This is a genomic window from Aureibacillus halotolerans, from assembly GCF_004363045.1.
Classification (GTDB): Bacteria; Bacillota; Bacilli; order Bacillales; family DSM-28697; genus Aureibacillus; species Aureibacillus halotolerans.
Window position 1 is genome coordinate 1 of record NZ_SNYJ01000031.1, and the last position, 21,883, is coordinate 21,883.

A 21,883-nucleotide genomic window follows, 5' to 3' on the forward strand; every position below is an offset into this window, starting at 1 on the left:
TCCATTGTAAAGGGTTTTTTCATTATATAACGACTTGTTTATTGAACATTCTTTGTATTTTTAATGATCAGTACCTTTTAATGCAACGCTAGTGATGCTAAGGGTTTTATTTGTCTTTTGAGGGCAACGAACTAGATAGCGAACAATTTGGGGAGCAGGAATATTGTATATACGAAATGGAAATTGGTCTTGCATTCTTTGTTATGTCAGGGGACACATGAGAACTGAAGTCTGACAATAAAAGAATGAGTGAAGACTCTACTCTTTGGACCCTTCTATTTCCTTAAAAATTTTACGGAATATTCAATTGAATGAGCGCAGGTTATTCCTGAACATACAACGATATAATTAATAGCGTCCAGAAAAAGTTCTGTTGTGGCATTTACGATAAAATATAGGACCATCAATGTTAAAAAGGTTGGGACGAGTCTCATGAGGTGTTTGAAATAATTTACTATGTTCGACCCTCCTTATATGCTCTGTCTTTTTAAGGGTAATTAAATTTGTAAGCGTTTTCGTAAACTGAGAACAAAACAGAAATGATTACAGCGAGGTGGCATAGTGCCTCTTTATGGAGGTTTGATGCCGGTCCCTATGGCAGATGAGTTTATGCAGAAAAGAGCATCCTCGGAAAGATGCTTTTTTGGTGATAATATGAAAGAAAGCAATAAAATATGCCAAATGGAACTTGGAAAATTAGTTGGCTTTTCGGAAAAATGTTCAATTCGTTATACTGTTTTGGACTAACAACAAGAATTTAACAAACCCCAAAAAAGAGGTGCAAAAACAATCAATTACTCCCACTTAGAATCGCTAACAGAAATGGTACAGCCACATCCAATGGACGCAAAAAGACGGTACTACAGACCATTCGTCAGCAATGATCCACACCGAAAGCATGAAGTCTTTTTGGTCGGCATTAATCCAGCGACGCCGATCAGTGAGACGGATCTTTCATTGAGTGAATACATACAGCTTCTAACGAATGAAGATGCATTTTATGGAAAGTATGAAGAACTACGTAGAGCACAGGGAAAACCGGCTGTCTCGCGGACGAGAGGCGGCATAAACAACTTTGTTAAAGAGATTCAAATACAATCAGGAAAAGCCGTCCTGGAGACCAATGCGATCCCTTACCCGACGCCCAACGTGAAGGAATTAAAGAAGACACCACGGGACGTGATCGAAAAAGCAGAAGCCATCTTTTATCGCTTGCTGATGGAGCAAACACCTAACGTATTGCTCGTGCATGGCAAAATGAGCTTGAAGTGCTTAGTGAACGCACTGGCGTCACATCAACTGTTGGACGACTCTACTATAGACCTCGATCAACCGCTGAAAACCATCGAGGCCAAAGCACCGTTCGTCGAATTTACCTACCCTAACGGAAATAAAGGTGCGATCTTTGCTTGCAGGCATTTCATGTACTATGGAAAAACGGGCGAGAGCTTTGCTGATTTTAGATGTAACGTGATTCATTATTTAAACGACAAACCAGTACCGTAATTTTATTTGTAAGCTAGATTCAAATAGCACAGAAAAGGACATAGAGAAGCCTAAGAGAAGCGTTGATTCGTTCCTCTCAGGCTTTTTTGCATTGTATTTGGAACCATATTAACAGGCTTTTCTCACGGGAATATTTAACCCTTATATGGAAACTAAACCCATTGAAATTAGATCATTTCCTCGCAAAATCATGCGGTATACAGCCATTTCACACAAGAACATACGTCTGGGAAAAAAGAGTTGCTCTCTCAACTTGAGCCTTCATCATCATGAAAGGGTTTACAAAAGTAAATAGTGATGATAATATCCTTAGTAATAAATATTACCTAATTATATTATAGAGTAATATATATAACTTAACTTGAAGTGAAAGAAGGGTGAAACGATGAAGCATACAGCACCGCTTTTACCAGAAACAATCATTGAAAGAGCTAAAAAGTTAAATTCAACACTGATCTCAGATGCACTCGGCAATACAGGGTCGATGGATTATAAAGTAAAGCCTGTGTCTCCAGAGTTTAAAGTGGTCGGGACCGCTTTAACCGTTGACATGAGAGCTGGCGACAATTTGTTTTTGCATCAAGGCATCTATAGTGGCAGCGAAGGGTATGTGCTTGTCGCGGATGGCAAAGGGCATACAGAGAACGCCTATCTTGGAGAGCTAATGGTGGGAGCTGCGAAAGCGATGGGGCTCGAAGGCATCGTTATTGATGGTCTCGTCCGTGATAAAGAAGCGCTGAGTGAGATTGGCTTACCTGTTTTTGCGAAGGGATTCATTCCAAACGGTCCTTTCAAAAATGGTCCGGGAGACATTAATACAGCCATTTCATGTGCAGGAGTGACGGTCGTCCCAGGTGATTTAATTGTTGGGGATGCGGACGGCGTGGTGGTCGTTCCAAAGGATAAAATTGAGGATGCTCTCACGAAAGCGGAAGCAAAAGTAACGTATGAAGAAAAACGTCTGCAAGCCATTGCTAGTTATGAGCAATTGAGAAAAGAACAAGGCGTTAGTGAGGAGGACATTTCTCGCATCGCACCGGATTGGCTTGCGGAAAAAATGAAACAATATGGGTACTAGGGGGCAACAACGATGCATTTAGGGTTTATCGGTTTTGGAGAGGCAGCATTTGAATTGGCGACTGGCTTGCATGGGCAGGGCCTAGAAAATATGAAAGCGTATGATCCTCTCTGGATTGTGCCGGAATACAGCGAGAGAATACAGAGTCGTGCGCAATCAGCAAACGTGACGATCGTTGGACAAGCAGAGAAAGTGCTCAAAGGGACCGACGCTGTCATTGTGGCGGTGCCGGCAGACAAAGCACTAGGAGCTAGTGAACAGCTGCTTCCTCATTTAAGTAGTGAAACCATCTATATTGATGTGTCTGCCGCTAGTCCAGATGTGAAAAAGCAGATCGCAGCCAATATAAGCAAAGTCGGCGGGAAATTTGTGGACGCGGCGATGATGGGATCACTGCCTGTTTATAAACATAAGGTTCCGATTCTAGCCAGCGGTGATGGCACTGATGACTTCATTCAGTTGGTGGCAGGCTACGAGATGAACATTGAAAAGGTGAGCGACATTCCAGGGGAAGCGACCGCGGCAAAGTTAATTCGAAGCATCTATATGAAAGGTGTTGTCGGTTTGTACGTTGAGATGTTGCAGGCTGCGCGCCATTTTAATGTCGAAGAGCTTGTGATTGGTTCTTTAAGTGACACCATGAATGGCAAGTCATTTGAAGAAACGATGAATCGTCTCGTCACCGGAACCGCTCTGCATGCTACGCGACGTTCGATTGAACTTTCAGGCTCTATCGAGATGCTGGAATCAGCCAATCTTGATTCATCGATGTCAGCAGTAGCCAAAGCAAAAATTGAAAAACTGGCTTTGCTGAATTTTAATGAAAAACCTGAACATTGGCATCAAGTCATAGATGCTTGTAAAAAGTAGGCTCAATGGCAATAAAAAAATTGACTGAGATTAGAGGTGGAACGGATGGGTTTAGGTATTTGGGCATTATTTACGTTTATTGGAATCATTATATTTTGGAATGTTGTGATGAAACGTAATATTGGTGAAGCGATGCTGTTAGCTTTTATTGCAACCTCCCTATTTGGGGGCCGAGACGCACTTTCTCTCATGTGGGATGGCCTTGTGTTTGCGGGAACGTATGAGATTCTCTATGCAGCGATCACATTTGTTTTCATGGCCTATGTGATCGACAAATCAGCGATTATCGAAAGCTTATTAAAAATATTGAATTCCCTCCTGGGGAGATTCCCAGGAGGGGCAGCTTATGTGGATACGCTTGCATCGGCCTTTATCGGAACACTTTCAGGTTCGAATTCAGGGAATACAGCTACAACAGGCTCCATTACAGGTCCATGGATGGTAAAGTCAGGTTTTCGTAAGGAAATGTCAGCCACCATTCTTGCAGGGAATGGGGGAGCAGGGGCGGCTCTTCCTCCTAGTTCATCTATGTTTATTATGCTCGGTTTTGCGCCAGTCGCCGCAGTTGTCACTGAAGGGGATTTGTATATCGGGTTAATGATTTCTGGAATATATCAAATTGTGTACCGACTTTTCCTAGTCACGTTTCTAGTAAAACGTGAAAAAATCCAAGCAGTATCGCCAGAATTTATTGAACCGTTAGGCAAATCTTTCCGAAGCGGCTGGAAATCGACATTGATTTTTTTAGGCGCTCTCATACCGATCATTGTAACAATTGGACCTCTGGCTGAAGGATTGGCGGCCATCCCTAGTATTGGGGGAGAGGCTATGGACAGTATCTCGCTTATTACGTGGATTCCCATTCTAATTCTACTCATCAGTGTGGTTGTCGGATGGGGGCACCTTCCGAAAACGAAAGCGAGCTGGTCAACGTTTTTGGATGGTGCAATACCAAGATTTTCAACGATTGGTGCCTTGCTCGTTTTCGCCTTCGCAGCTAGTAAAGTGCTGAGCGAATTAGGACTTTCCCAAGACTTGCAAGCGTTGATGGACTCCCTCGCGATTTCCCAATGGCTCATGGTGTTGCTCGTGGCGTTTCTTGTTGCTCTTGTGGCAGGCCCTTTATCTTCAACAGCCACATTAACGGCAGTTGGTCTGGTGGCTTTCGCAGGATTGGCATCGGCGGGCGTTGACCCATTGCTTGCTGTCGTAGCAATTTTGGTGTTTGCATCTACAGAAGGGGCGTCTCCACCGGCTTCGGGGTCCATATTTATCGCATCTACATTAACTGGAGCCCAGCCGGAGAAGACATTCGTTCCATTAGTTGTTTACTATGTCATTCCGATTATATTGATTGGTTTCCTTATCGCTATGGGCGTTCTGCCTGTATCTTTATAACAAGGGAGAGATGTACATGCGAAACGTACTGGTTAAATTGTTTAAAATCTGCCTCGTATTATTTCTAGCTGGTGGCACTTGCCTTGTGATCGGGCAGTTGGCAGGCGTCATTTTCCAAAGCGGTTATCTCATTGAGCAAAGTTGGGACTTGTTTGCAAATCCAACATTTATCATAAGTGCTGTGGCAGGCATCATCGGCTTCATTATTGGGTACTTCCCCGCGGAGAAAACGGAAGATGAAGAGGAAAACGCTTCAGGTGAATTAAAGACCTAAGTAAGTACATGCAGGCAGATCCGGTTGAGATCTGTCTGTTTTTTTGAGGTGAGAATGTCCGGGTGTCCATACCAGTTCCTTTTTTACATGAAAGGGAAAACATGATACGATTAAAAGTGGAAAATTCACACCAATTAGATGGAGATATGAAATGGACAATCCAATTGAACACTTACAACAACATTTAAGTAAATTAACGGAAGCGCAACGAAAAGTTGCTGACTATATTATTAAACACCAATTAGATGTCGCGTTTTTAACGGTGGACCAACTCGCGCGTGAAGTACAGACGAGTACGACAACCATTATGCGGCTGGCCTCCAACCTGGGCTACTCGGGGTATACAGAATTTCAAAAAAGGTTGCAAGAAAACCTTAGAAATCAGTCTGCTCCGAATACAAGGCTTGCAGCGAATATAAAAGGTATGGAAGAGGACGACCTCTGGGGGAAATATGCGGAACATCAGATTGCCAACATTCAAGACACGGTGGATATGATTTCTCGTGAAAAGCTTGAGCAGACACAGCAAATGATCGTGTCAGCCAATCGTATTATTTGCACAAGTGTTCGAAGTGGTTTGCCTGTTGTACAGTATTTAACGCACGGTTTAAATCGGCTTTTTGGGAATACGAACCTCATTGTAGCCGATCTATCCGATTGGGTGGATAATATTGTGGATATGAATGAAAATGATCTTGTAATTGTTGCGAGCTTTCCGCGTTATGCAAGGAGAATTATTGATCTTGCCAAGACAGCGCAAGCTAATAGTGTACCAGTCATATCAATTACGGACAGTTACTCGTCTCCAATTGCTGCGCATTCCAATCTCGTATTGCCGTGTAATTCGAGCAGTATTGCGTTCCATAACTCTGCTGTGTCCTCCTTGTTTGTTGCGGATTACCTTGTTAGTGCGCTGGCCATTAATTACTCCGAGCAAACAAAAGGACGTCTTGATAAAGTCAACGCGATACTGACGGATATGGACTACCACTCAGTGCGACGAACGGATTAAAGTCTAGACCCTTGACTTCTTCACTAAATGAAGTAAGATAGACTCAACGTGCATATCGAAAAATGTTTTCTAGGGTTCCGTAGCTACGGCTAGTCTGGTCCGAGAGAAAACGCACAGCAGTGGTTGCTGTGACACGGAAGGATAAAAGCCTGGGAGAAACTTTCATTAGTTGCTCTCAGGCTTTTTTGTTTTTTTTGGAAATCATATTATTTAGGAGGTCATCAACATGAACAAACATTGGATTATGGTCTTTGTCGCTGCGTTTTTTGAAGTGCTTTGGGTCATTGGTTTAAAGCACGCCGGAGATGCGTTGACATGGACTGGAACGGCAATCGCCATTTTTATCAGCTTTTATCTCTTAATTCGCTCAGGACGGTACATCCCTGTAGGCACCGTATATGCCGTCTTTGTAGGGTTAGGCACGGCAGGCACCTTTTTTTCAGAAATTCTCTTTTTCGACCAACCGTTTGTATGGGCTAAATTTTTCTTCGTCGTGTTCTTACTAGCGGGCGTCGTCGGGCTCAAGCTTGTGACGAAGGATCAACCATCGGAAGGAGCTGAAGCATAATGGCGTGGACATTTTTAATTATTGCAGGGTTGTTTGAAATGTTTGGTGTGGCGATGATTAGTCAGGTCAACAAAAAGCGCAATTGGGTCTCCGTAGCGTTATTAATCGGTGGATTTGGCGCAAGCTTCCTTTTCCTGGCGTTTGCTATGGAGTCTCTGCCTATGGGCACGGCCTATGCCGTCTGGACCGGAATCGGTGCCGCAGGAGGCGCACTATTAGGGATGTTTTTGTTTGGAGAGTCTAAAGACTGGAAGCGAATTGTCTTCATTGCTATGGTCTTGAGCGCCACTGTGGGGTTAAAGCTGATATCTTGATAGGGAGATTAAATGGTTATATTGATAGTTGAATATAACGGACTGTTGTTCTAACATATTAAGATAATAACTGGATATAGGAGGGGAAAATGGGATATATCTCTGAATTGCGGAAGGTTATTGGCAGCAGTCCAATTATAAGTGTTGGGGCAACGGTCCTTGTCATAAGTGAGAAAAGGGAAATTCTTTTTCAACATCGTTCAGATACATTAGATTGGGGCTTACCTGGAGGTTCAATGGAGCTAAGTGAAAGTTTAGAAGAGGTTGCTTCTCGTGAACTTAAAGAAGAAACCGGACTTTTAGCGGATCAATTTGAGTTATTAGGTGTTTTTTCGGGTCAGCGTTTTTATTTTCAGTATCCAAATGGAGATGAAACGTATAATGTAATTAACCTATTTCGTGCGAATAATGTAAGTGGAACATTAGCAATGAATGATGGAGAAAGCCTTAACCTAAAATATTTTAGTAAAGAGACTCTTCCGGATAACATTGAAAAAAGAGCAAAAGAACTAATAGAGAGTTTCGGGGATCAATTGTGGGATTTAGATAGCTCTTTCGTAGATAATGACTCATCCAACAGACTACTCAACAATAGTATTTAACAGACCCTTAAATTTATTGCCAAGCTTTTTTATGTTTAAAGTGTTTAACAAACAAGCAGACTCATACCGTTTTGGATGAGTCTGTTTTTTGCATTTACTTATAGCCAAAGCCTTTGAAAAAAGGAAAATAAATGCAATAATTGATAATGAAGTTCCAATATTCAAGCGAAAGAATAGGAGGAAAATGACTATGAAAAAACCATTGTCCATCTCCGTTTTACTCGCATGTGCTGTCCTTGCCTTCTCCACCACAGCGATTGCAACTGATGCCATCCAAGCGGTTATTGCGCCTTTACAGCTCGTCATTAATGGTGATGACGAGGAACTGCCGAAAGACACTGCAATACTTAACTACAACAATCATACGTACGCACCAGTGCGCTTCCTCGCTGAAAAGCTGGGAGCCGATCTAGACTATGATGGTGAACGTATTACCCTCGATTATCAGAGAGCTGCCGCTGTCTGGCCAGTGAATGAGCTTAAAGTGAACGATGATACGCTTTCCCTTGCCAAACATGGACAATTGACGGGTATTGGCGTTCCTATCGGCACCTCAAAGAAGGAGCTGATTGACACTCTCGGTGAACCTGATCGCACTGGAGAATTAAATGCACCTTATCTCGTCTATGGAAACACAACTTTTTACATTTGGAGAGATCAGGAGAATCCAGAACATCCGTACGTCGGTGTCATCGATTTGGTTCATAATCTTTCCATCCCTGAGGTGAAAGCGCTGTTGGGAGAACCTGATGAAGAAGATTGGAGCGACGGTGGTTATAGGGAATATTTACTCATTTATCATACGGGAAGGTATAATTTGTATTTTGCGTATAACGACGAAACTTCCAAGGAAGGAACCCTTCTTTTCAGAGACCCTAAGATTTAGTGAACCTCAAACATAACGCCACTATCCTCTTCTAAACAATAGGAGGGGGAAATAAATAGAATACTAAGAGTCTGCTCCGAAAAACTTGATTCGACGAAAACGTCAAATTAACATAGGACTGGTGCAAAAAATGTGTAAGGACACAAGGTAAACTACCATGTTGGCGTCAGCGTTCCTCTGACAGGTGGTCGAGTCTATGATACGGCTTTCTCCATCAATTGAATACGGATTGAATCATTCTGAGGTATATTCACATCGCTTTGAATTTTAAATTGACTCAGGGACGAGTTATAAGTCATTTAATAGGAGAGATTTAATTTTGAACCTTATGAAGCTAAATACAAAACAGTCTATCTTTGCATTAATATTCGTTATTGTGATAGGCCTTCCTCTTGGGATCACCCTTAATTATTATTCAGGCAGTCAAGGGGGCACTCTCGTCGGTCCCCTTCTTTGTGCTTTAATGGGGTCAATATTAGCGAAGATATTCATTAAATAAACATATTTACCTTTAGATTAATCTGCTTATTTCTACCATCTTCTTCGGTTAAAGTTGCTTCAACATGTTTTTTTTGTTTCGCGAACCAAGGGAAGCCTGATACGGGCAACAAGGGAAAAACAAAAAATTTCGATAACCGTATTTCAAACAAAAGCACTTTCTACTCCACACCATATATGAAGTGAATAAACAAACGCAGACTCATGCCATCTTGGCTGGGTCTGTTTTTGTGGTATGGCAATTCAAAAGTAAGTTGAGCAACTTCTGTATATTGCATAATATGTCGAAAAATGCGATATATAAACCCTTACAGCCACAGACAATTAGCCGTTCCTATGAACCTCCTATTGACAAAATAGGACAAAAATCGATAAAGTAAAACGTATTGTGAAAAAATTTAAACGCTAGGGGGGAACTTTTTTGATCTTTAAAGAGCAGTATGAAGAGATCAAAGCGTTGGCTGAGGATATTTATAAACATCCAGAGCTAGGCTATAAAGAAGTCCGTACGAAGCGAATGGTTCAGGACTTTATTACATCACACAATCCCGCCGCGGAGTTTGAGGAGTTCGCCATCACCGGCTTTAAAACAACACTAGGACAAGGAAAGCCAATGAACCTTGCGTTTATTGCGGAACTTGATGCGGTGTATGCGCCAACCCATATGCACGCCGCGAAGGAAACCGGAGCGGCTCATAATTGCGGTCATTACACGCAGGTCGGCATTGCGCTCGCGCTGTATCGTCATTTGTTAGAATCGAATGACTACGAGAACTACGATTTCTCAGTGACGTTTGTTTTTATTCCGGCTGAAGAGTATCTCGATCTCCCTTACCGTGACAAACTCATTGCTGAGGGAAAGATAAGCCACTACGGGGGCAAGCCAGAAGCGATGAAACTTGGGGCTTTTGATGAATTTGATTTCGCTCTTTGTGTGCACGCTATGGGAGGCGTTTTCCCGAAACGAACGATCGAAATTAACTGCGACTTGGCTGGATTTCTCTATAAACGCTATACGTTTAATGGTAAGCCTTCTCATGCAGGATTTGATCCTTTTTCAGGAACGAATGCGTACCACATATCAACCTTATTCAATACAGCCATTGGCTTAGGCAGACAGCAGTTAAACGATGCGGAAATGGTTCGCATTAATCCGATTGTGATGGAGTCGGACATGTCGACCAATGTCGTGCCAAGCCGGATCAAAGTAGGAACAGACCTTCGTTCGAAAACAACAGGTTATATGAAGCAAGTGGCTGAACGATTGGATGCGGCAGCAAAGGGGAGCGCAATGGCTCTTCAAGGAACGGTCGATATCGAAACACAAATGGGCTACCTCCCTTTTGTTCAGGATCGGTATCTGTCAACCTTTGTAAAGGAAGCGTTTGAGCAGGACGATGCGATCGAAGCGATCAGTGAAAACAACGCGATCAGCGCGGCTGGCGACATTGGGGATTTATCGTTCATGATGCCTTGCATTCAGATTGGCTACAGCGGATTTACTGGAACGATCCATGGCGATGACTTTATCGACACCGATCCGGAATATATTTACGAAATCTTTCCGCGGTTTTTAGCGCGCGTGCTTGCCACGATGAATGGAAAGATCGAGCGGGACAAGCTGTACAAACGAAGCTACCAGGAGTATGTAGCTGAACTAAATCAAATCGTCGATTGACAACTGAGGTGCGCGAATTGAAAAAGAATGCAATTGTATTTCTCGTTTTTGTATTACTTGTTATTACAGCAGCAGAAATGATTGGCATGCAGTTTATTCCTGTAGGGTCTATTACCTTAACGTTGCTGCCGCTCGTTTTTGCCATACTCATAACAATGGTGTTTGGCTTGCCGCTATTTCGAAAAGGCATCCTGAAAACCATTTACAGCAAGGCCAATGTGCATTTTTCAAGTAAGTATTTAATCTTTATTATGTTGCCGCTGATGGCACGTTATGGAGCAGATGTTGCTCCGAAAATTGAGGAAATTCTAAGTGTGGGTTGGGTTTTCCTCGTGCAGGAAATTGGAAGTCTCGGAACGGTGTTGCTCGGTTTGCCGGTCGCTTTGCTTATAGGGTTAAAGCGTGAAGCCATTGGCGCCACGCTTGGCCTCGGTCGAGAAGGCGAACTCGCGTACATTTCGGAGAAGTACACGCTCGAATCAAAAGAGGGACAAGGTGTCCTTTCCCTATACATTATCGGAACGCTGTTTGGGGCACTGTTCTTCAGTATTCTCGCCCCTGTACTTTTGGATCTCGGCTTTCGCGTTGAGGCGCTCGCCATGGCTTCAGGGATGGGCTCAGGAAGCATGATGACGGCAGCTTCTGCGAGCCTCGTCGCAAGATTTCCCGAGATGGAACAAACCATTCTCAGCTATGCAGCTGCCAGTCAGCTTCTAACCAGCTTCCTCGGCACGTTTACAATGGTTTTTCTTGCCGTCCCATTGCAACGTTTCATGTACAACAAACTGTCTAAAACGAAAAAAGCGGAGGTGAAGGAAGATGCTCGCTAAACAACATGAGTATATAAAATATGCGCTTGTCTTGCTGTTGAGCATCAGTCTGATCCTGTTCACACAACAAGTAAAGCTATGGAATGATCCAGCATCAACGCCGGTTTCGATGATGACGATTCTAGGGTTGATGACCCTTTGGTTATTTTCAATGATGGGGATTTTTATTGCCGAAGCTGTAAAGAAAACAAAAGTGAAAGTCCTTCACGAATTTCCGATCCTTGGTTGGGTCGCGTTGACCTCACTCGTGATGTGCCTGATCTTTGATTTTTTCGTTCAGGCGATCTCGGCCGTAGACTTTCTTTCGATTACGACGCCGATTCTGACGTTTGCTGGCATTTCTGTCGTGGATCGAATGGCTGATTTACGGAAGACATCTTGGAAAGTAGCGATTGTGGCCGTGTTTGTTTTTACCGGAACGTATGTCGGTAGCGCCCTTCTGTCCCAATTCGGTCTGTGGATTTCAGGAAGCTAATGTTTGTTACACCATGGCATGTAAAGCCTTTATTGGGCTTTGCAGTGCCATGGTTTTTTGTTATTAGGTTTCGTAAGTCATAAAAGCTCCTATTGTTGCTTTACAATCCAAGAGAATAACGATATAGATTAGAGTAGAAGGTCATTGAATGCTTTTGAAAGAAGCACATTCCGAAGAAAAGAGGTTTTACGTCATGGGAAAAATGCCAAGAGAACGTTTTGAAAAAGCAAAAGCATTTCTGCACATAAAGGCTCGTGGACTGGAGTCTGCGCGATTTGCGTTTCTGTTTGAGAATGGCACGAAAGAAAGTGTGATAAAGCAGCTTGCGGGCTTTCAAAATGACGATGGAGGCTTCGGTCATGGAATTGAGCCGGATTTTTGGTTGCCTCTATCATCGCCAATGGCGACGTGGACGGCAGGACAGATATTAATGGAGATTGACGCAGACGAAAATGAACCGATGATTCAGGCGATGCTTTCCTATTTGGTACAGACAGCGAATCGCGAGACGGGAATGTGGGCTACTGTCCTTCCTGAAAACAATGATTACCCTCATGCACCTTGGTGGCATTGGAAGGAAGGCGTTCAGGACAATTGGATGTTTAACCCTAGTGCAGAACTTGCGGCATTCCTCATCCATTGGTCGCCAGAGAATAGTGAAGCTGCAACTATCGGCTGGTCTTCAGTGGAAAAAGCGACTGCCCGAGTGATGAGCCAAAAGGAAATGGATTCGCACGAGATAAACAACTTTCAGCAGATGGTGAAGATCTTAAAGCCGTATCAACATACATTTGACTCAGCAATGCCATTTTCATTGGAAGAGGTCTCTCAGCATGTGATGCAGTTGAGCGAGGCGTGTGTGGACAAGGATGTTTCTAATTGGTCAGTGGGCTATAAACCATTGCCCTTGGATTTTATCGAAGGCCCAAGAGACCCACTTTGCGAAAGGCTGGGACCGTTGGTTGAAGAGCATCTTTCGCTATACGTAGAACAAATGGATGAGGACGGCATGTGGGACATTTCATGGAGTTGGGGTCAGTATCCAGAGGCGTATGAAAAGGCAAGGCAGGAGTGGAAGGGGATTCTCGCGGTTGGACGGTATAAACAATTGAGGCTGTTTGGCTATTTAGACTGATGAGAAACGCTCGCTTTCTTTGTTGCTTTGTCTTGTCCGGTGCTCATTGCCCGTTTCGCAATGCGATATGTAACCGAGTGAGGTAGTCATGATTTAGTATTAAATGAACCGCAAAACAATGCTGCGTTTTTTATTTTTTTAACCAGATGTACAGTGGGATTTGCATGGTATAATCTTCAATATCAATGGTATTGGAGGTAAAGAGAATGGGACTTGCAAACACACCAGCTCCCCCTTATTATGCCGTCGTTTTCACTTCGCAACGGACGGAGAAGGAGCCTGACAGCTACTACGCGATGGCAGAAAAAATGGTCAGATTAGCTTCCGAACAGCCTGGCTTTTTAGGCGTGGAAAGTGCAAGAGAAGACAATGGTTTAGGCATCACTGTGTCCTACTGGGATTCTTTGGAGGCTATACGTCTTTGGAAACAGAACATTGAGCATCTAGAGGCACAAGAAAAAGGAAAGACGGGTTGGTATGCATCCTACTTTACCCGTATCAGTAAGGTTGAACGGGACTATAGCAACTTCTTTTCATGAGCTTATAATACAAAAGATTTCAGTGCACTAGCCTCATCACTTGGTGAGCGATTTCAATCTTTTAAGCACCATTTATGTTAGAGAGTGTTTTAAAAAACCAATTTCCTAGCCCAAAGAGGATGCCAGATGTGACGAAGAAACAATGAAACAACATCGCCTCGGGAGAAAAAATGTCCGTGCTCCCGTACATTAATGTAATACACAAGGTTGGCAGGAGAAAGACAAGCCCACAACACACACAATAAAGAACCCCGCGGTAAGACTGGCATTTTATATCAATGATCCGGATAATCGCTAAATAAATCGGAACGGCAACGACGATAAAACCTATACTGCCGATATACATGACTGCAAACGTCTCACCGCCGAGGGTTTGATCCCAAAAGAGGCGTAATGCGATGACATAGCCACAAAAACCTCCTAAATAGGAGAGGACGGGCGTTAATACGTATAGTCCAACTTTCTCCATGTCTATCCACTCCTTAGTACGCAAGCTGCAAGAATTTCCTCATAGGAGTTACTACTCATTATCCTTATGCTATCAGAAGAATCGTCAATGAAGTACGAAAAGTGCACCTGTGATAGACAGATATTACTTCCTTCCAAGCATAGTGTGACTTTCAACAAGTGTTCTTTTGCGAAAGAGGGGAAATAGTATACTGGAGGCTTTTGTTCGCAGATGCTTCACTACACCCCATTGTTTGCAGAGGAGGAACGCGTGTGACCCACCATTTACGTGCATCGACAGAAATTCAGGCACCGATCGATGAGGTGTTTCAATTTTTCTCAGCAGCGGAAAATCTGGAAAAGATTACGCCGCCGTCATTACGATTTCAGATTGTCACGCCACTTCCTATCGAGATGAAGAAAGACACCCTAATTGATTACAAGCTCCGTATTAATGGTGTTCCTGCAAACTGGACGACAAGGATTCCTGTTTGGCAGCCCCCGTTTAAGTTTGTCGATGAACAGCTCAAAGGACCTTATAAAACATGGGTGCATGAGCACACGTTTGAAGAAGTAGGCGACAAGACGATCATGATGGATCACGTGGCTTATGAGCTGCCGTTTTTCCCGCTTGGTGAAATCGCTTATCCCTTCGTGCACAGGCAAGTTCGCTCCATTTTTTCATATCGGAAGAAAACTATACAGCAATGGTTTGGTGAATAAAAACGTGTCGATTTAATGGTGGAGGATGGTGTTTTTGAGAGGAGCTGTTTATGGTTGCTATCGCTATAATTACCTCGATTTTCACCCTTATGTTTTGTGCATTGATTGGTTTTATTGTGATCAAAATGATGATGAAAAAAGAAGTGCCGACCAACTATTACACGCCATTTGATACCATCACAGCTCAGGAAAGAGAAGAATTTCATGAAGAACGACAGGAAATAGAAGAGGTGGATGAGGATAATCATGGGGAGCCAAATAGGCATTGGCAGAGAGACAATGATTTTTTGTTATAAGAGAGTTTTCTTATATTTCATTTAAAGAAAGTCTCATCTTTGACTGATCGCTGTTGTCTTTGAAATTAAGGACTCATATATACTGTATCATGTTCACCGCAATTGCGAAGTAGAATCCCTCCAGAGATTCTTTCATAAGTCATTCGAAGCGCAGGAGAGCCTTGACTAGCAGTGGCTTCCCAAACAAAAGGATTTTTGTACCCCTTCATTTTCTTAGTTCGTAATGAGGGATGGCTCAAATCCTTTGCCATTTGTTCAATACATTTCTTGATTTTTATTTTTGCTACGGGATCTAGTTTTTTATATGCTTTTTTAAAACTTGCTGTTCGAGCTATTTCCATTAGTCGTCCTCATCATTTTCGTCATCGAGGTCGGAAAATAACGCATCGGTTGAAGAGAATTTTTTAACATTACCGTTTTCTATATCTATTTGTGCCTGCTCCTCATTTACCTGCCAATCTTTAGTCCAGAACCAAGCTTGGTCTTTTTCAATTGTTACCACGGGGATTAGAACAACGCGACCGTTCTCAACAGATACCTCGAAAGCGTCTCCTTGGTGAAGATTTAATTTCTCTACGACGTCGTTTGGAATGGTTAATTGGTTTTTGGAACGTAAGGTTATAGTTTTCTTCAAGGTGAGTTCCTCTCTTTCCATGAGTTTCCTCATAGGTATGCCACTTCCCTTCTAGTTATATTCAGAATTTCCGAAAGTGTTACTTTCTGTTTTTCTTATTTTATCATGATAAGTTGTCATTGAAAATCTCGGTGGTTTCGGAAACGTACATTCTAAACAATTTTTTGAATATAACGTGATATTATTGTCGTTTCTTTGTTAGTATAGTAGGCAGTAGTTGGACACCTAAGAAGAAACACTGAAACGAGAGGGTCAGAATTCTATACTATTCGTCATTTCATTTTCTTAGGGAGGAATGAAACACATGAAAATGTTTAAAAGCTTATTAACAGGGGCGTTATCAACCTTAATGTTGTTGATTTTTTCTTCTAGCGCATTTGCTCAATCCGCGGATCAGATGAGCGACGGACCGTACGCAGCTTCTGTAACAATTGACGGAGAGACCACTCATGTTTCCAGTGCTGAAGTTGAAAGATTGGCGAAGCTTAACAACGTCGATCCATTTAAATTAAAGGAAGCGATTGAAGCCGGAGTCGATGAAGAAGGTAGATATTCGCCATTTTCAAAGGTTCCTCAACTGGAAAACGGAGTTTCTCAGGAGCAGTTAGCCGAGTATAATAAGCAAAAGCTATCCTCCACGGGAGTGCCTCTCATTCGATATGAAACGGAAAACGCTGAGACAGGTCTGTCGACAGAAGTTACAAATCAAAGTAGGACTCACCTGGATGACATTGAGCAGGGAACCAAACAGCAAAAAATCATCGAGTGGTTTTGGGGATTAGTGCCGTTTATAGGCGAGCAGGCTGCCACAATCATCAGTGAAAAGGTTGTAGCCTCAGTCTCTAATGAGTAAGCTGTCGAAAGAAATGCATAACCGCAACGGAACCATTACCGGAGCGGCTTGTTACTTTCAACAAGGCGCGCTAACAAAAAGGCTGGACGGAAAACTTTACGTTTTCTCACCCAACCTTTTTTATTTTGAAACTTATTGGACAGTCCCCACGTACGACTTAACCTTCATTTTTGGAGTCAAACGGACTCAAAAGCGTACGAATCTCTTGCATCTGGCTTTCAGTCAAGGGACCGTATTCAAGCGCCGATGCGATTTCTTTTAATTGGGCCACCGATTTCAAGCCTGGGATCGGGATCGTTGCTGCGCTTCTTCCCCAAATCCAAGCAAGCGCCCCCTGTGCAAGCGTACGACCCTCTGACGTCAGAACTTCTCTAACCGCATCAAGCTGATCCAAATAGTCGGGGTTGGGTTTTCCATTCTTAAAATAACGGACCCAATCATGCTTTGTCCCTCGGACGTCGTCTTGTGGCAAGGTCGATGAGCTGTCAAACTTTCCGCTCAATAGTCCCATAGCCAGCGGTGAATTATTGATGCTGCTTAGATGGTTACTCTCGCACACGTTAATCATTTGCTCATGATCTGCCAGCACATTAAGGGAATGTTGAATGGCATCGGCGGACGAGTTCGCGGCGAACACGGCCGCTTGTTCCGCATCCCAAGTGCTCCACCCGTACGAGCGGATACTCCCTTCCCTTTTTAACGTATCCAGCGATTCAATGACTGAATGAAGCGCTTCAGGCGCAATTTCTCCAACGTGAATTTGATACAAATCGATGTAATCGGTCCCTAGTCGTCGAAGCGAAGCTTCGCAAGCTGTTCGGATATAGGCGGGGGATAGATCGGCGCGCGAAAATACTTGCTTCGTCGCGATGTCGTGCGTATATCCGAATTTGGTGGCGATTACGGCTTCGTGGCGTTTCCCTTTCAGGGCGCGGCCGAGTATTTCTTCGCTATGTCCAACGCCGTAAGCATCCGCCGTATCGAAAAAATTGACCCCATGTTCCAATGCCACGCGGATCATGCGGATCGACTCATGATCATCGACATCCCCCCACCCGTCTGGAAGTCCATCCAGTGCAAAGGGACCCCCGATCGCCCAACAGCCAACACCAAGCGGACTTACCTCAATATCCGAATGTCCAAGCTTCTTTTTTATCGCTTTCATTTCGTTGTACCTCCCTTTCCATTCGTTTCAAATCGATTATAATCAAAGGGAATGGTTTCTTGTAGAACCAAAAAACGATTATTTTAAAGAACCAATTTGGAGGTCGCGCCTATGTTTGGTATTTTGATTGATCCTAAGCTAGCCCAATCCGTCACTGCCCAACTCTGCGGGCAACTACGAGATAAGATCGAAAACGGTGAACTGACCGAGGGAACACGTCTTCCACCCACACGAAAACTTGCCCAGACATACGGAATTGCCCGGAACGTCGTGATTGATACGTATGAACAGTTGACGGCAGAAGGGTACGTCATTGGAAAAATGGGATCAGGGACATTCGTTGCAGGCGGAATCTCGCCCCGCCACTTCCAAGCTGACCCTCTTGAGCCTGAAGCCATGTCTGTGGATTCGAACCATTCCGAGGAGATCATCGATTTCATATCGGGAGTACCGGATCTCAGCTCTTTTCCACGAAAGATGTGGTCACGTTATCTTAGAGAAGCAGCCGAGTGGGGAGCCGACAGCATTTACAATTATGGAGATGTCCGTGGGGAATATGAACTCCGGACGGCAATCGCATCGCATCTGTTCCGGACTAGAGGCATGCGGTGCCATCCAGAACGAATCATGATCGTTACGGGTTCTGCAGATGGCTTGGCCATCGCCGCCAAAGTGCTCTCCACCCGGTATCACTCTATCTATCTCGAAGATCCGACCATTGAATTTGCACAGCACATTTTTCGCCAGGAGCATTTTACCCTTGTGCCGATGGAGGTGGATCACTCCGGAATGAAGCTGCAGAACCTATCCGACCTAGAGGAGGGTCATCTGCTATTGCTTACCCCCTCCCATCACTATCCTAGTGGAAGCATCCTCACCATCCAGCGGCGGCAGCTCGCTGTTACACTCGCAGAAGAAGCAGACACCTATATTCTCGAGGACGACTATGACGGGGATTTTCGCCACAAAGGCATACCTGTTCCGCCGATGTATACGCTGGCTCCTGAACGGGTCATCTATCTAGGCACGTTCAGCAAAACATTGGCGCCAGGCTTGCGCATCGGCTTCATGGTGGTCCCCGGGAGCTTGGTGAACCAATTTATCGATTTGCGGGAGAATTCGAACTTTCGTTCCCCTGGCATTACACAGATTGCGTTGGCCCGGTTTATGATGGATGGAAGACTGGATCGTCATATCCACAAGATGAAAAATCTCTACAAGCACCGACGGGATGTGCTGATCGAAGCTCTGCAGCAATCGTTTGGGGACGCCGCAACCGTGTTTGGCGACGAAGCAGGCATGCACATCATGGTCGAATTCGACAATGTCCGGCACGATATAGACTGGCAGCGTTCCGAATCTTACGGCGTCCGATTCCAACGAGCCAAGGATTGCGCGCTGAACAAGAGGTATCATGGAAACCGCGTTGTGCTGAGCTATGGACATCTGAACGACACAGACATTCGGGAAGGGGTTAAGCGGCTCCGCCATTTCATTACGCCGCGCTAGATTCTCGGAAGGGTACCGACGCTTACGCTTGTGCATGGCCGAAGAGCAGCCGGGGCTCCTAATCCTTTTTCTGGAATTTGAATCCCCATGATGTGCGGTGCCATCTGCCTCTTCGGATTTACGCTTATGCTCTATTGGAAAGTCCACGCGATTCGAACCATTGACTGATATACAAGAATTGATGAGATAAATTATTTAAAATCAAACGTGTTGACATATCGTTATTTTCCGATATAATGATTCGTATGGAACCCATTGAAGTTTTTAAAGCGTTATCGAATGAATCGAGATTGCAGATTTTACAATGGCTGAAGGAGCCTGATCGTCATTTTGCGCCCCACGAAGGGATTGATATGAATACGACAGGGGTATGTGTGAGTCAAATCACAGATAAATTGAAAATGACGCAATCCACAGCATCTCAATACCTTTCCATCTTACTTCGAGCAGGATTAATTAAGACAGAACGGATTGGGAAATACACGTATTACAAAAGGGATGAAGAGGATATCAAAAAAATTGCTGCTATTCTCGAGAAAGAGATATAAAAAATGAAATAGAATTCTAATCACTGAATTCTATTTTATTTAACATAACAAATCGACATATCTAAATATGTGTTTTTTTAAACATACATATCAATGATTCTAGATATGTCCATGCGAAAGGATGACGTATTTTGTCAAACACAGTAAAAATCTATATCTTAGCGATTATCAGCTTTTTAGTTGGAACGTCAGAGTATGTGATTTCTGGTATTTTGGATACCATTTCAGAATCATTAGGAATTACGTTAGCCGCAGCAGGTCAGTTCATTACCATTTTTTCGCTTGTCTATGCGATTTTCACGCCAATACTAATGGCCGTAACTTCTGCCATGGATAGACGTAAGTTAATGATGTATTCATTAGGGTTATTCGTTTTGGGAAACATTCTAGCCTTCGTTCTTCCTGGTTATGAATTATTTATTGTCGCAAGGATTATTATGGCTCTTGGTGCAGGGATGGTTGTCGTTACAGCGTTAACGATTGCAGAAAAAATCGCACCAGAAGGGAAGCAAGGGAGTGCTATTGCGACTGTGATCATGGGATTCACAGCATCCTTAATCATTGGCGTTCCGCTTGGAAGAATGATAAGTGATGCCCTTGGTTGGAAGGCTATTTTCGGAGGCATTGCCTTGCTTGGAGTAGTGGCTATGGTAATCATTTTCTTTTCATTGCCTAAAACCAAAGGGGATAAACCAGTCCCTTTACTTCAACAACTCGCTTTATTTAAAAAACCACGTGTAGCGATTGGCTTAGCGATCACTTTTTTCTGGCTAGGAGGCTATTCGATTGCCTATACCTACCTATCGCCGTATTTGCTAACGATTTCGGGTGTCAGCGATCATTTGTTAAGTAGTGTTCTCCTTGTCTTCGGTATCGCCAGTCTCGTTGGATCAAAATTTGGTGGATTTAGTACGGATCGATGGGGTGTAAGTGCCACCTTAATTGGTGGAATGGGATTGCACATCATCATGCTCGTCCTGTTTTCACTCGTTACCCACTCTTATATTGGCGTGATCATCATCTTAGCCTTATGGTCATTTGCGGCATGGTCGTCTGGCCCAACGCAACAATATCACCTAGCTAAAATAGAGCCAGAATCATCGGGCGTACTGCTAGGTCTCAATCAGTCAATGATGCAATTAGCCATGGCGGCAGGTGCAGGAATGGGTGGAATCTTCGTATCGAAGGTGAGCTTATCCTCCATTACCTGGATAGGAGCTCTGGGGGTTGCAATAGCTATCTTCTTAACAATAGTGTCTTCACGTACGGCGTCTAAAAAGGTAAAAGTGAACGATCACGTAGTAAATAAATAATAGTACAATTGCAGGTGAAAACAGAGCTCGACATGTGTCGTGCAAAATAAAAGTAGCAGGTAGAGAGGGGAACTACACAACATTTTTATCAAATAGTTAAAAAGTACTCGAAGTCTTATTGAGTGCACCATCTAGAGAGAATGAAGTACTTCATATTGAGAATCGATCTATCAATGACACCTGTTAATCATAGAATCGTGTTCCGGTCATCGATTTTCTAGATGATTCTATCGAATATAAAAGAAAGTAACGGCAGCGAACCGTGCAAGGAGTTAGAGGAATCAGTGAAGTTTAGTGGTGAGCTTGAGTGAGTAAACAGGGCAAGTGCTAGCTAATCGGTATAATAAAGCTAACGGGGAACGTTAGTTGGATGACAACAGCGGTAGTCTAAGAGTTTATTTTTCAATTCTTGGTCTGCCGTTGCTTTCCAAATGAAGAAGCCCAATTTCTCTACAAATCAAAATAGAGAGATTGAGCTTTTTAGGGCGTGTCTTAAAACTCGCTAAGAGGCATCTGTCACCGCCTTTTCGACCCTAGCGGCGTTCCTTTTCCTTATTGTACGTCCGGTACGCCTGCGAAAAAGCGCCTTGCTTGGGACGAAAATCAACATCTGCTCCCTTCTGAGTTCTCAGACACGCCCTAGTACCTTGACCGAATCAAATTACAGGATACAGATGTTTTAGTTTACCTCGTGCCTGCTCGGTGGTGAATTGCCAATCGACGGATTTCTGG

General features: G+C 43.7%; 25 protein-coding genes and 1 riboswitch. Of the genes, 21 read left to right on the forward strand and 4 right to left on the reverse strand.

All coding sequences use genetic code 11. From position 1 onward, the window contains the following. The first annotated feature begins 822 nt into the window (after positions 1-822). From EV213_RS20100 to EV213_RS20170, 15 genes are all read left to right on the forward strand, one after another. Positions 823-1,506 carry a hypothetical protein gene (locus EV213_RS20100; protein WP_133582354.1) on the forward strand — a complete coding sequence of 228 codons (684 nt, stop codon included), beginning with the start codon at positions 823-825 and terminating at the stop codon, positions 1,504-1,506. Positions 1,507-1,891: 385 nt separating this feature from the next. Continuing rightward, positions 1,892-2,584 (forward strand): RraA family protein, encoded by a 693-nt coding sequence (locus tag EV213_RS20105; RefSeq protein WP_133582355.1) that lies wholly within the window; start codon positions 1,892-1,894, stop codon positions 2,582-2,584. A 12-nt stretch (positions 2,585-2,596) separates the two neighbouring features. After that, a complete protein-coding gene (locus tag EV213_RS20110; protein ID WP_133582356.1) occupies positions 2,597-3,454 on the forward strand; it encodes an NAD(P)-dependent oxidoreductase in 858 nt (285 codons plus the stop codon). 45 nt (positions 3,455-3,499) lie between these two features. After that, positions 3,500-4,852, forward strand: coding sequence for a TRAP transporter large permease subunit (locus EV213_RS20115; protein WP_133582357.1), 1,353 nt, complete (start codon positions 3,500-3,502; stop codon positions 4,850-4,852). A gap of 16 nt (positions 4,853-4,868) precedes the next feature. Beyond that, the gene (locus EV213_RS20120) at positions 4,869-5,126 is read left to right on the forward strand and encodes a hypothetical protein (protein ID WP_133582358.1); all 258 of its coding nucleotides are present in this window, start codon (positions 4,869-4,871) and stop codon (positions 5,124-5,126) included. 151 nt (positions 5,127-5,277) lie between these two features. After that, on the forward strand, positions 5,278-6,138 hold the full coding sequence (locus tag EV213_RS20125; protein ID WP_133582359.1) for a MurR/RpiR family transcriptional regulator: 861 nt from the start codon (positions 5,278-5,280) through the stop codon (positions 6,136-6,138). 58 nt (positions 6,139-6,196) lie between these two features. Continuing rightward, a riboswitch (guanidine-I (ykkC/yxkD leader) is annotated at positions 6,197-6,296 on the forward strand. Positions 6,297-6,364: 68 nt separating this feature from the next. After that, positions 6,365-6,706 (forward strand): DMT family transporter, encoded by a 342-nt coding sequence (locus tag EV213_RS20130; RefSeq protein ID WP_133582360.1) that lies wholly within the window; start codon positions 6,365-6,367, stop codon positions 6,704-6,706. Continuing rightward, complete coding sequence (locus EV213_RS20135; RefSeq protein WP_133582361.1) at positions 6,706-7,020, forward strand: DMT family transporter; 315 nt, start codon at positions 6,706-6,708, stop codon at positions 7,018-7,020. Before EV213_RS20130 ends, EV213_RS20135 begins: the two co-directional genes overlap by 1 nt. Positions 7,021-7,109: 89 nt before the next feature. Further along, complete coding sequence (locus tag EV213_RS20140) at positions 7,110-7,622, forward strand: NUDIX hydrolase (RefSeq protein WP_133582362.1); 513 nt, start codon at positions 7,110-7,112, stop codon at positions 7,620-7,622. 190 nt (positions 7,623-7,812) lie between these two features. Then, positions 7,813-8,508: a DUF4309 domain-containing protein gene (locus tag EV213_RS20145; protein WP_166639438.1), complete on the forward strand. Its 696-nt coding sequence runs from the start codon at positions 7,813-7,815 to the stop codon at positions 8,506-8,508. Positions 8,509-9,427: 919 nt separating this feature from the next. Next, on the forward strand, positions 9,428-10,684 hold the full coding sequence (locus EV213_RS20150) for a M20/M25/M40 family metallo-hydrolase (RefSeq protein WP_133582364.1): 1,257 nt from the start codon (positions 9,428-9,430) through the stop codon (positions 10,682-10,684). A gap of 77 nt (positions 10,685-10,761) precedes the next feature. Next, entirely contained in the window at positions 10,762-11,514 is a 753-nt protein-coding gene (locus EV213_RS20155; RefSeq protein WP_208112791.1) for a DUF3100 domain-containing protein, read from the forward strand. Then, positions 11,504-11,989 carry a hypothetical protein gene (locus tag EV213_RS20160; protein WP_133582366.1) on the forward strand — a complete coding sequence of 162 codons (486 nt, stop codon included), beginning with the start codon at positions 11,504-11,506 and terminating at the stop codon, positions 11,987-11,989. The genes EV213_RS20155 and EV213_RS20160 overlap by 11 nt, the downstream gene beginning before the upstream one ends. A gap of 193 nt (positions 11,990-12,182) precedes the next feature. Continuing rightward, the gene (locus EV213_RS20165; protein WP_133582367.1) at positions 12,183-13,124 is read left to right on the forward strand and encodes a hypothetical protein; all 942 of its coding nucleotides are present in this window, start codon (positions 12,183-12,185) and stop codon (positions 13,122-13,124) included. 206 nt (positions 13,125-13,330) lie between these two features. Next, positions 13,331-13,663, forward strand: a complete 333-nt coding sequence (locus EV213_RS20170) for an antibiotic biosynthesis monooxygenase family protein (RefSeq protein ID WP_133582368.1) — start codon at positions 13,331-13,333, stop codon at positions 13,661-13,663. A gap of 61 nt (positions 13,664-13,724) precedes the next feature. Here EV213_RS20170 and EV213_RS20175 read toward each other — a convergent pair whose 3' ends face one another. Then, positions 13,725-14,132, reverse strand: coding sequence for a hypothetical protein (locus EV213_RS20175; protein WP_133582369.1), 408 nt, complete (start codon positions 14,130-14,132; stop codon positions 13,725-13,727). Between the two features lie 251 nt (positions 14,133-14,383). Between EV213_RS20175 and EV213_RS20180 the strand changes: the two genes are divergently transcribed. Further along, complete coding sequence (locus EV213_RS20180) at positions 14,384-14,833, forward strand: SRPBCC family protein (RefSeq protein WP_133582370.1); 450 nt, start codon at positions 14,384-14,386, stop codon at positions 14,831-14,833. A 50-nt stretch (positions 14,834-14,883) separates the two neighbouring features. Further along, positions 14,884-15,129, forward strand: coding sequence for a DUF3951 domain-containing protein (locus EV213_RS20185; RefSeq protein ID WP_133582371.1), 246 nt, complete (start codon positions 14,884-14,886; stop codon positions 15,127-15,129). Positions 15,130-15,194: 65 nt separating this feature from the next. On the opposite strand, the gene EV213_RS20190 is transcribed toward EV213_RS20185, so the two are convergent. After that, positions 15,195-15,470: a hypothetical protein gene (locus EV213_RS20190; RefSeq protein ID WP_133582372.1), complete on the reverse strand. Its 276-nt coding sequence runs from the start codon at positions 15,468-15,470 to the stop codon at positions 15,195-15,197. Beyond that, on the reverse strand, positions 15,470-15,784 hold the full coding sequence (locus EV213_RS20195; RefSeq protein ID WP_133582373.1) for an AbrB/MazE/SpoVT family DNA-binding domain-containing protein: 315 nt from the start codon (positions 15,782-15,784) through the stop codon (positions 15,470-15,472). The genes EV213_RS20190 and EV213_RS20195 overlap by 1 nt, the downstream gene beginning before the upstream one ends. A gap of 283 nt (positions 15,785-16,067) precedes the next feature. Between EV213_RS20195 and EV213_RS20200 the strand changes: the two genes are divergently transcribed. Continuing rightward, the gene (locus tag EV213_RS20200; RefSeq protein WP_133582374.1) at positions 16,068-16,616 is read left to right on the forward strand and encodes a hypothetical protein; all 549 of its coding nucleotides are present in this window, start codon (positions 16,068-16,070) and stop codon (positions 16,614-16,616) included. Positions 16,617-16,773: 157 nt separating this feature from the next. Here the strand turns inward: EV213_RS20200 and EV213_RS20205 are convergent, their stop codons facing one another. Beyond that, positions 16,774-17,781, reverse strand: a complete 1,008-nt coding sequence (locus EV213_RS20205; protein WP_341770366.1) for an aldo/keto reductase — start codon at positions 17,779-17,781, stop codon at positions 16,774-16,776. A gap of 111 nt (positions 17,782-17,892) precedes the next feature. Here EV213_RS20205 and pdxR point away from each other — a divergent pair, with 111 nt between their 5' ends. The 3 genes from pdxR (at position 17,893) to EV213_RS20220 (ending at position 21,151) form a co-directional block, all read left to right on the forward strand. Further along, a complete protein-coding gene (pdxR, locus tag EV213_RS20210) occupies positions 17,893-19,290 on the forward strand; it encodes a MocR-like pyridoxine biosynthesis transcription factor PdxR (protein ID WP_133582375.1) in 1,398 nt (465 codons plus the stop codon). A 245-nt stretch (positions 19,291-19,535) separates the two neighbouring features. After that, on the forward strand, positions 19,536-19,838 hold the full coding sequence (locus EV213_RS20215; RefSeq protein ID WP_133582376.1) for an ArsR/SmtB family transcription factor: 303 nt from the start codon (positions 19,536-19,538) through the stop codon (positions 19,836-19,838). A 131-nt stretch (positions 19,839-19,969) separates the two neighbouring features. Continuing rightward, positions 19,970-21,151 carry an MFS transporter gene (locus EV213_RS20220; protein WP_133582377.1) on the forward strand — a complete coding sequence of 394 codons (1,182 nt, stop codon included), beginning with the start codon at positions 19,970-19,972 and terminating at the stop codon, positions 21,149-21,151. The last annotated feature ends 732 nt before the right edge of the window (positions 21,152-21,883 follow it).

Coding starts and splice junctions, on each gene's coding strand:
- EV213_RS20100 (WP_133582354.1), top strand. CDS start 823: ATGGTACAGCCACATCCAATGGACGCAAAAAGACGGTACTACAGACCA.
- EV213_RS20105 (WP_133582355.1), top strand. CDS start 1,892: ATGAAGCATACAGCACCGCTTTTACCAGAAACAATCATTGAAAGAGCT.
- EV213_RS20110 (WP_133582356.1), top strand. CDS start 2,597: ATGCATTTAGGGTTTATCGGTTTTGGAGAGGCAGCATTTGAATTGGCG.
- EV213_RS20115 (WP_133582357.1), top strand. CDS start 3,500: ATGGGTTTAGGTATTTGGGCATTATTTACGTTTATTGGAATCATTATA.
- EV213_RS20120 (WP_133582358.1), top strand. CDS start 4,869: ATGCGAAACGTACTGGTTAAATTGTTTAAAATCTGCCTCGTATTATTT.
- EV213_RS20125 (WP_133582359.1), top strand. CDS start 5,278: ATGGACAATCCAATTGAACACTTACAACAACATTTAAGTAAATTAACG.
- EV213_RS20130 (WP_133582360.1), top strand. CDS start 6,365: ATGAACAAACATTGGATTATGGTCTTTGTCGCTGCGTTTTTTGAAGTG.
- EV213_RS20135 (WP_133582361.1), top strand. CDS start 6,706: ATGGCGTGGACATTTTTAATTATTGCAGGGTTGTTTGAAATGTTTGGT.
- EV213_RS20140 (WP_133582362.1), top strand. CDS start 7,110: ATGGGATATATCTCTGAATTGCGGAAGGTTATTGGCAGCAGTCCAATT.
- EV213_RS20145 (WP_166639438.1), top strand. CDS start 7,813: ATGAAAAAACCATTGTCCATCTCCGTTTTACTCGCATGTGCTGTCCTT.
- EV213_RS20155 (WP_208112791.1), top strand. CDS start 10,762: ATGATTGGCATGCAGTTTATTCCTGTAGGGTCTATTACCTTAACGTTG.
- EV213_RS20160 (WP_133582366.1), top strand. CDS start 11,504: ATGCTCGCTAAACAACATGAGTATATAAAATATGCGCTTGTCTTGCTG.
- EV213_RS20165 (WP_133582367.1), top strand. CDS start 12,183: ATGGGAAAAATGCCAAGAGAACGTTTTGAAAAAGCAAAAGCATTTCTG.
- EV213_RS20170 (WP_133582368.1), top strand. CDS start 13,331: ATGGGACTTGCAAACACACCAGCTCCCCCTTATTATGCCGTCGTTTTC.
- EV213_RS20175 (WP_133582369.1), bottom strand. CDS start 14,132: ATGGAGAAAGTTGGACTATACGTATTAACGCCCGTCCTCTCCTATTTA.
- EV213_RS20185 (WP_133582371.1), top strand. CDS start 14,884: ATGGTTGCTATCGCTATAATTACCTCGATTTTCACCCTTATGTTTTGT.
- EV213_RS20190 (WP_133582372.1), bottom strand. CDS start 15,470: ATGGAAATAGCTCGAACAGCAAGTTTTAAAAAAGCATATAAAAAACTA.
- EV213_RS20195 (WP_133582373.1), bottom strand. CDS start 15,784: ATGGAAAGAGAGGAACTCACCTTGAAGAAAACTATAACCTTACGTTCC.
- EV213_RS20200 (WP_133582374.1), top strand. CDS start 16,068: ATGAAAATGTTTAAAAGCTTATTAACAGGGGCGTTATCAACCTTAATG.
- EV213_RS20205 (WP_341770366.1), bottom strand. CDS start 17,781: ATGAAAGCGATAAAAAAGAAGCTTGGACATTCGGATATTGAGGTAAGT.
- pdxR (WP_133582375.1), top strand. CDS start 17,893: ATGTTTGGTATTTTGATTGATCCTAAGCTAGCCCAATCCGTCACTGCC.
- EV213_RS20215 (WP_133582376.1), top strand. CDS start 19,536: ATGGAACCCATTGAAGTTTTTAAAGCGTTATCGAATGAATCGAGATTG.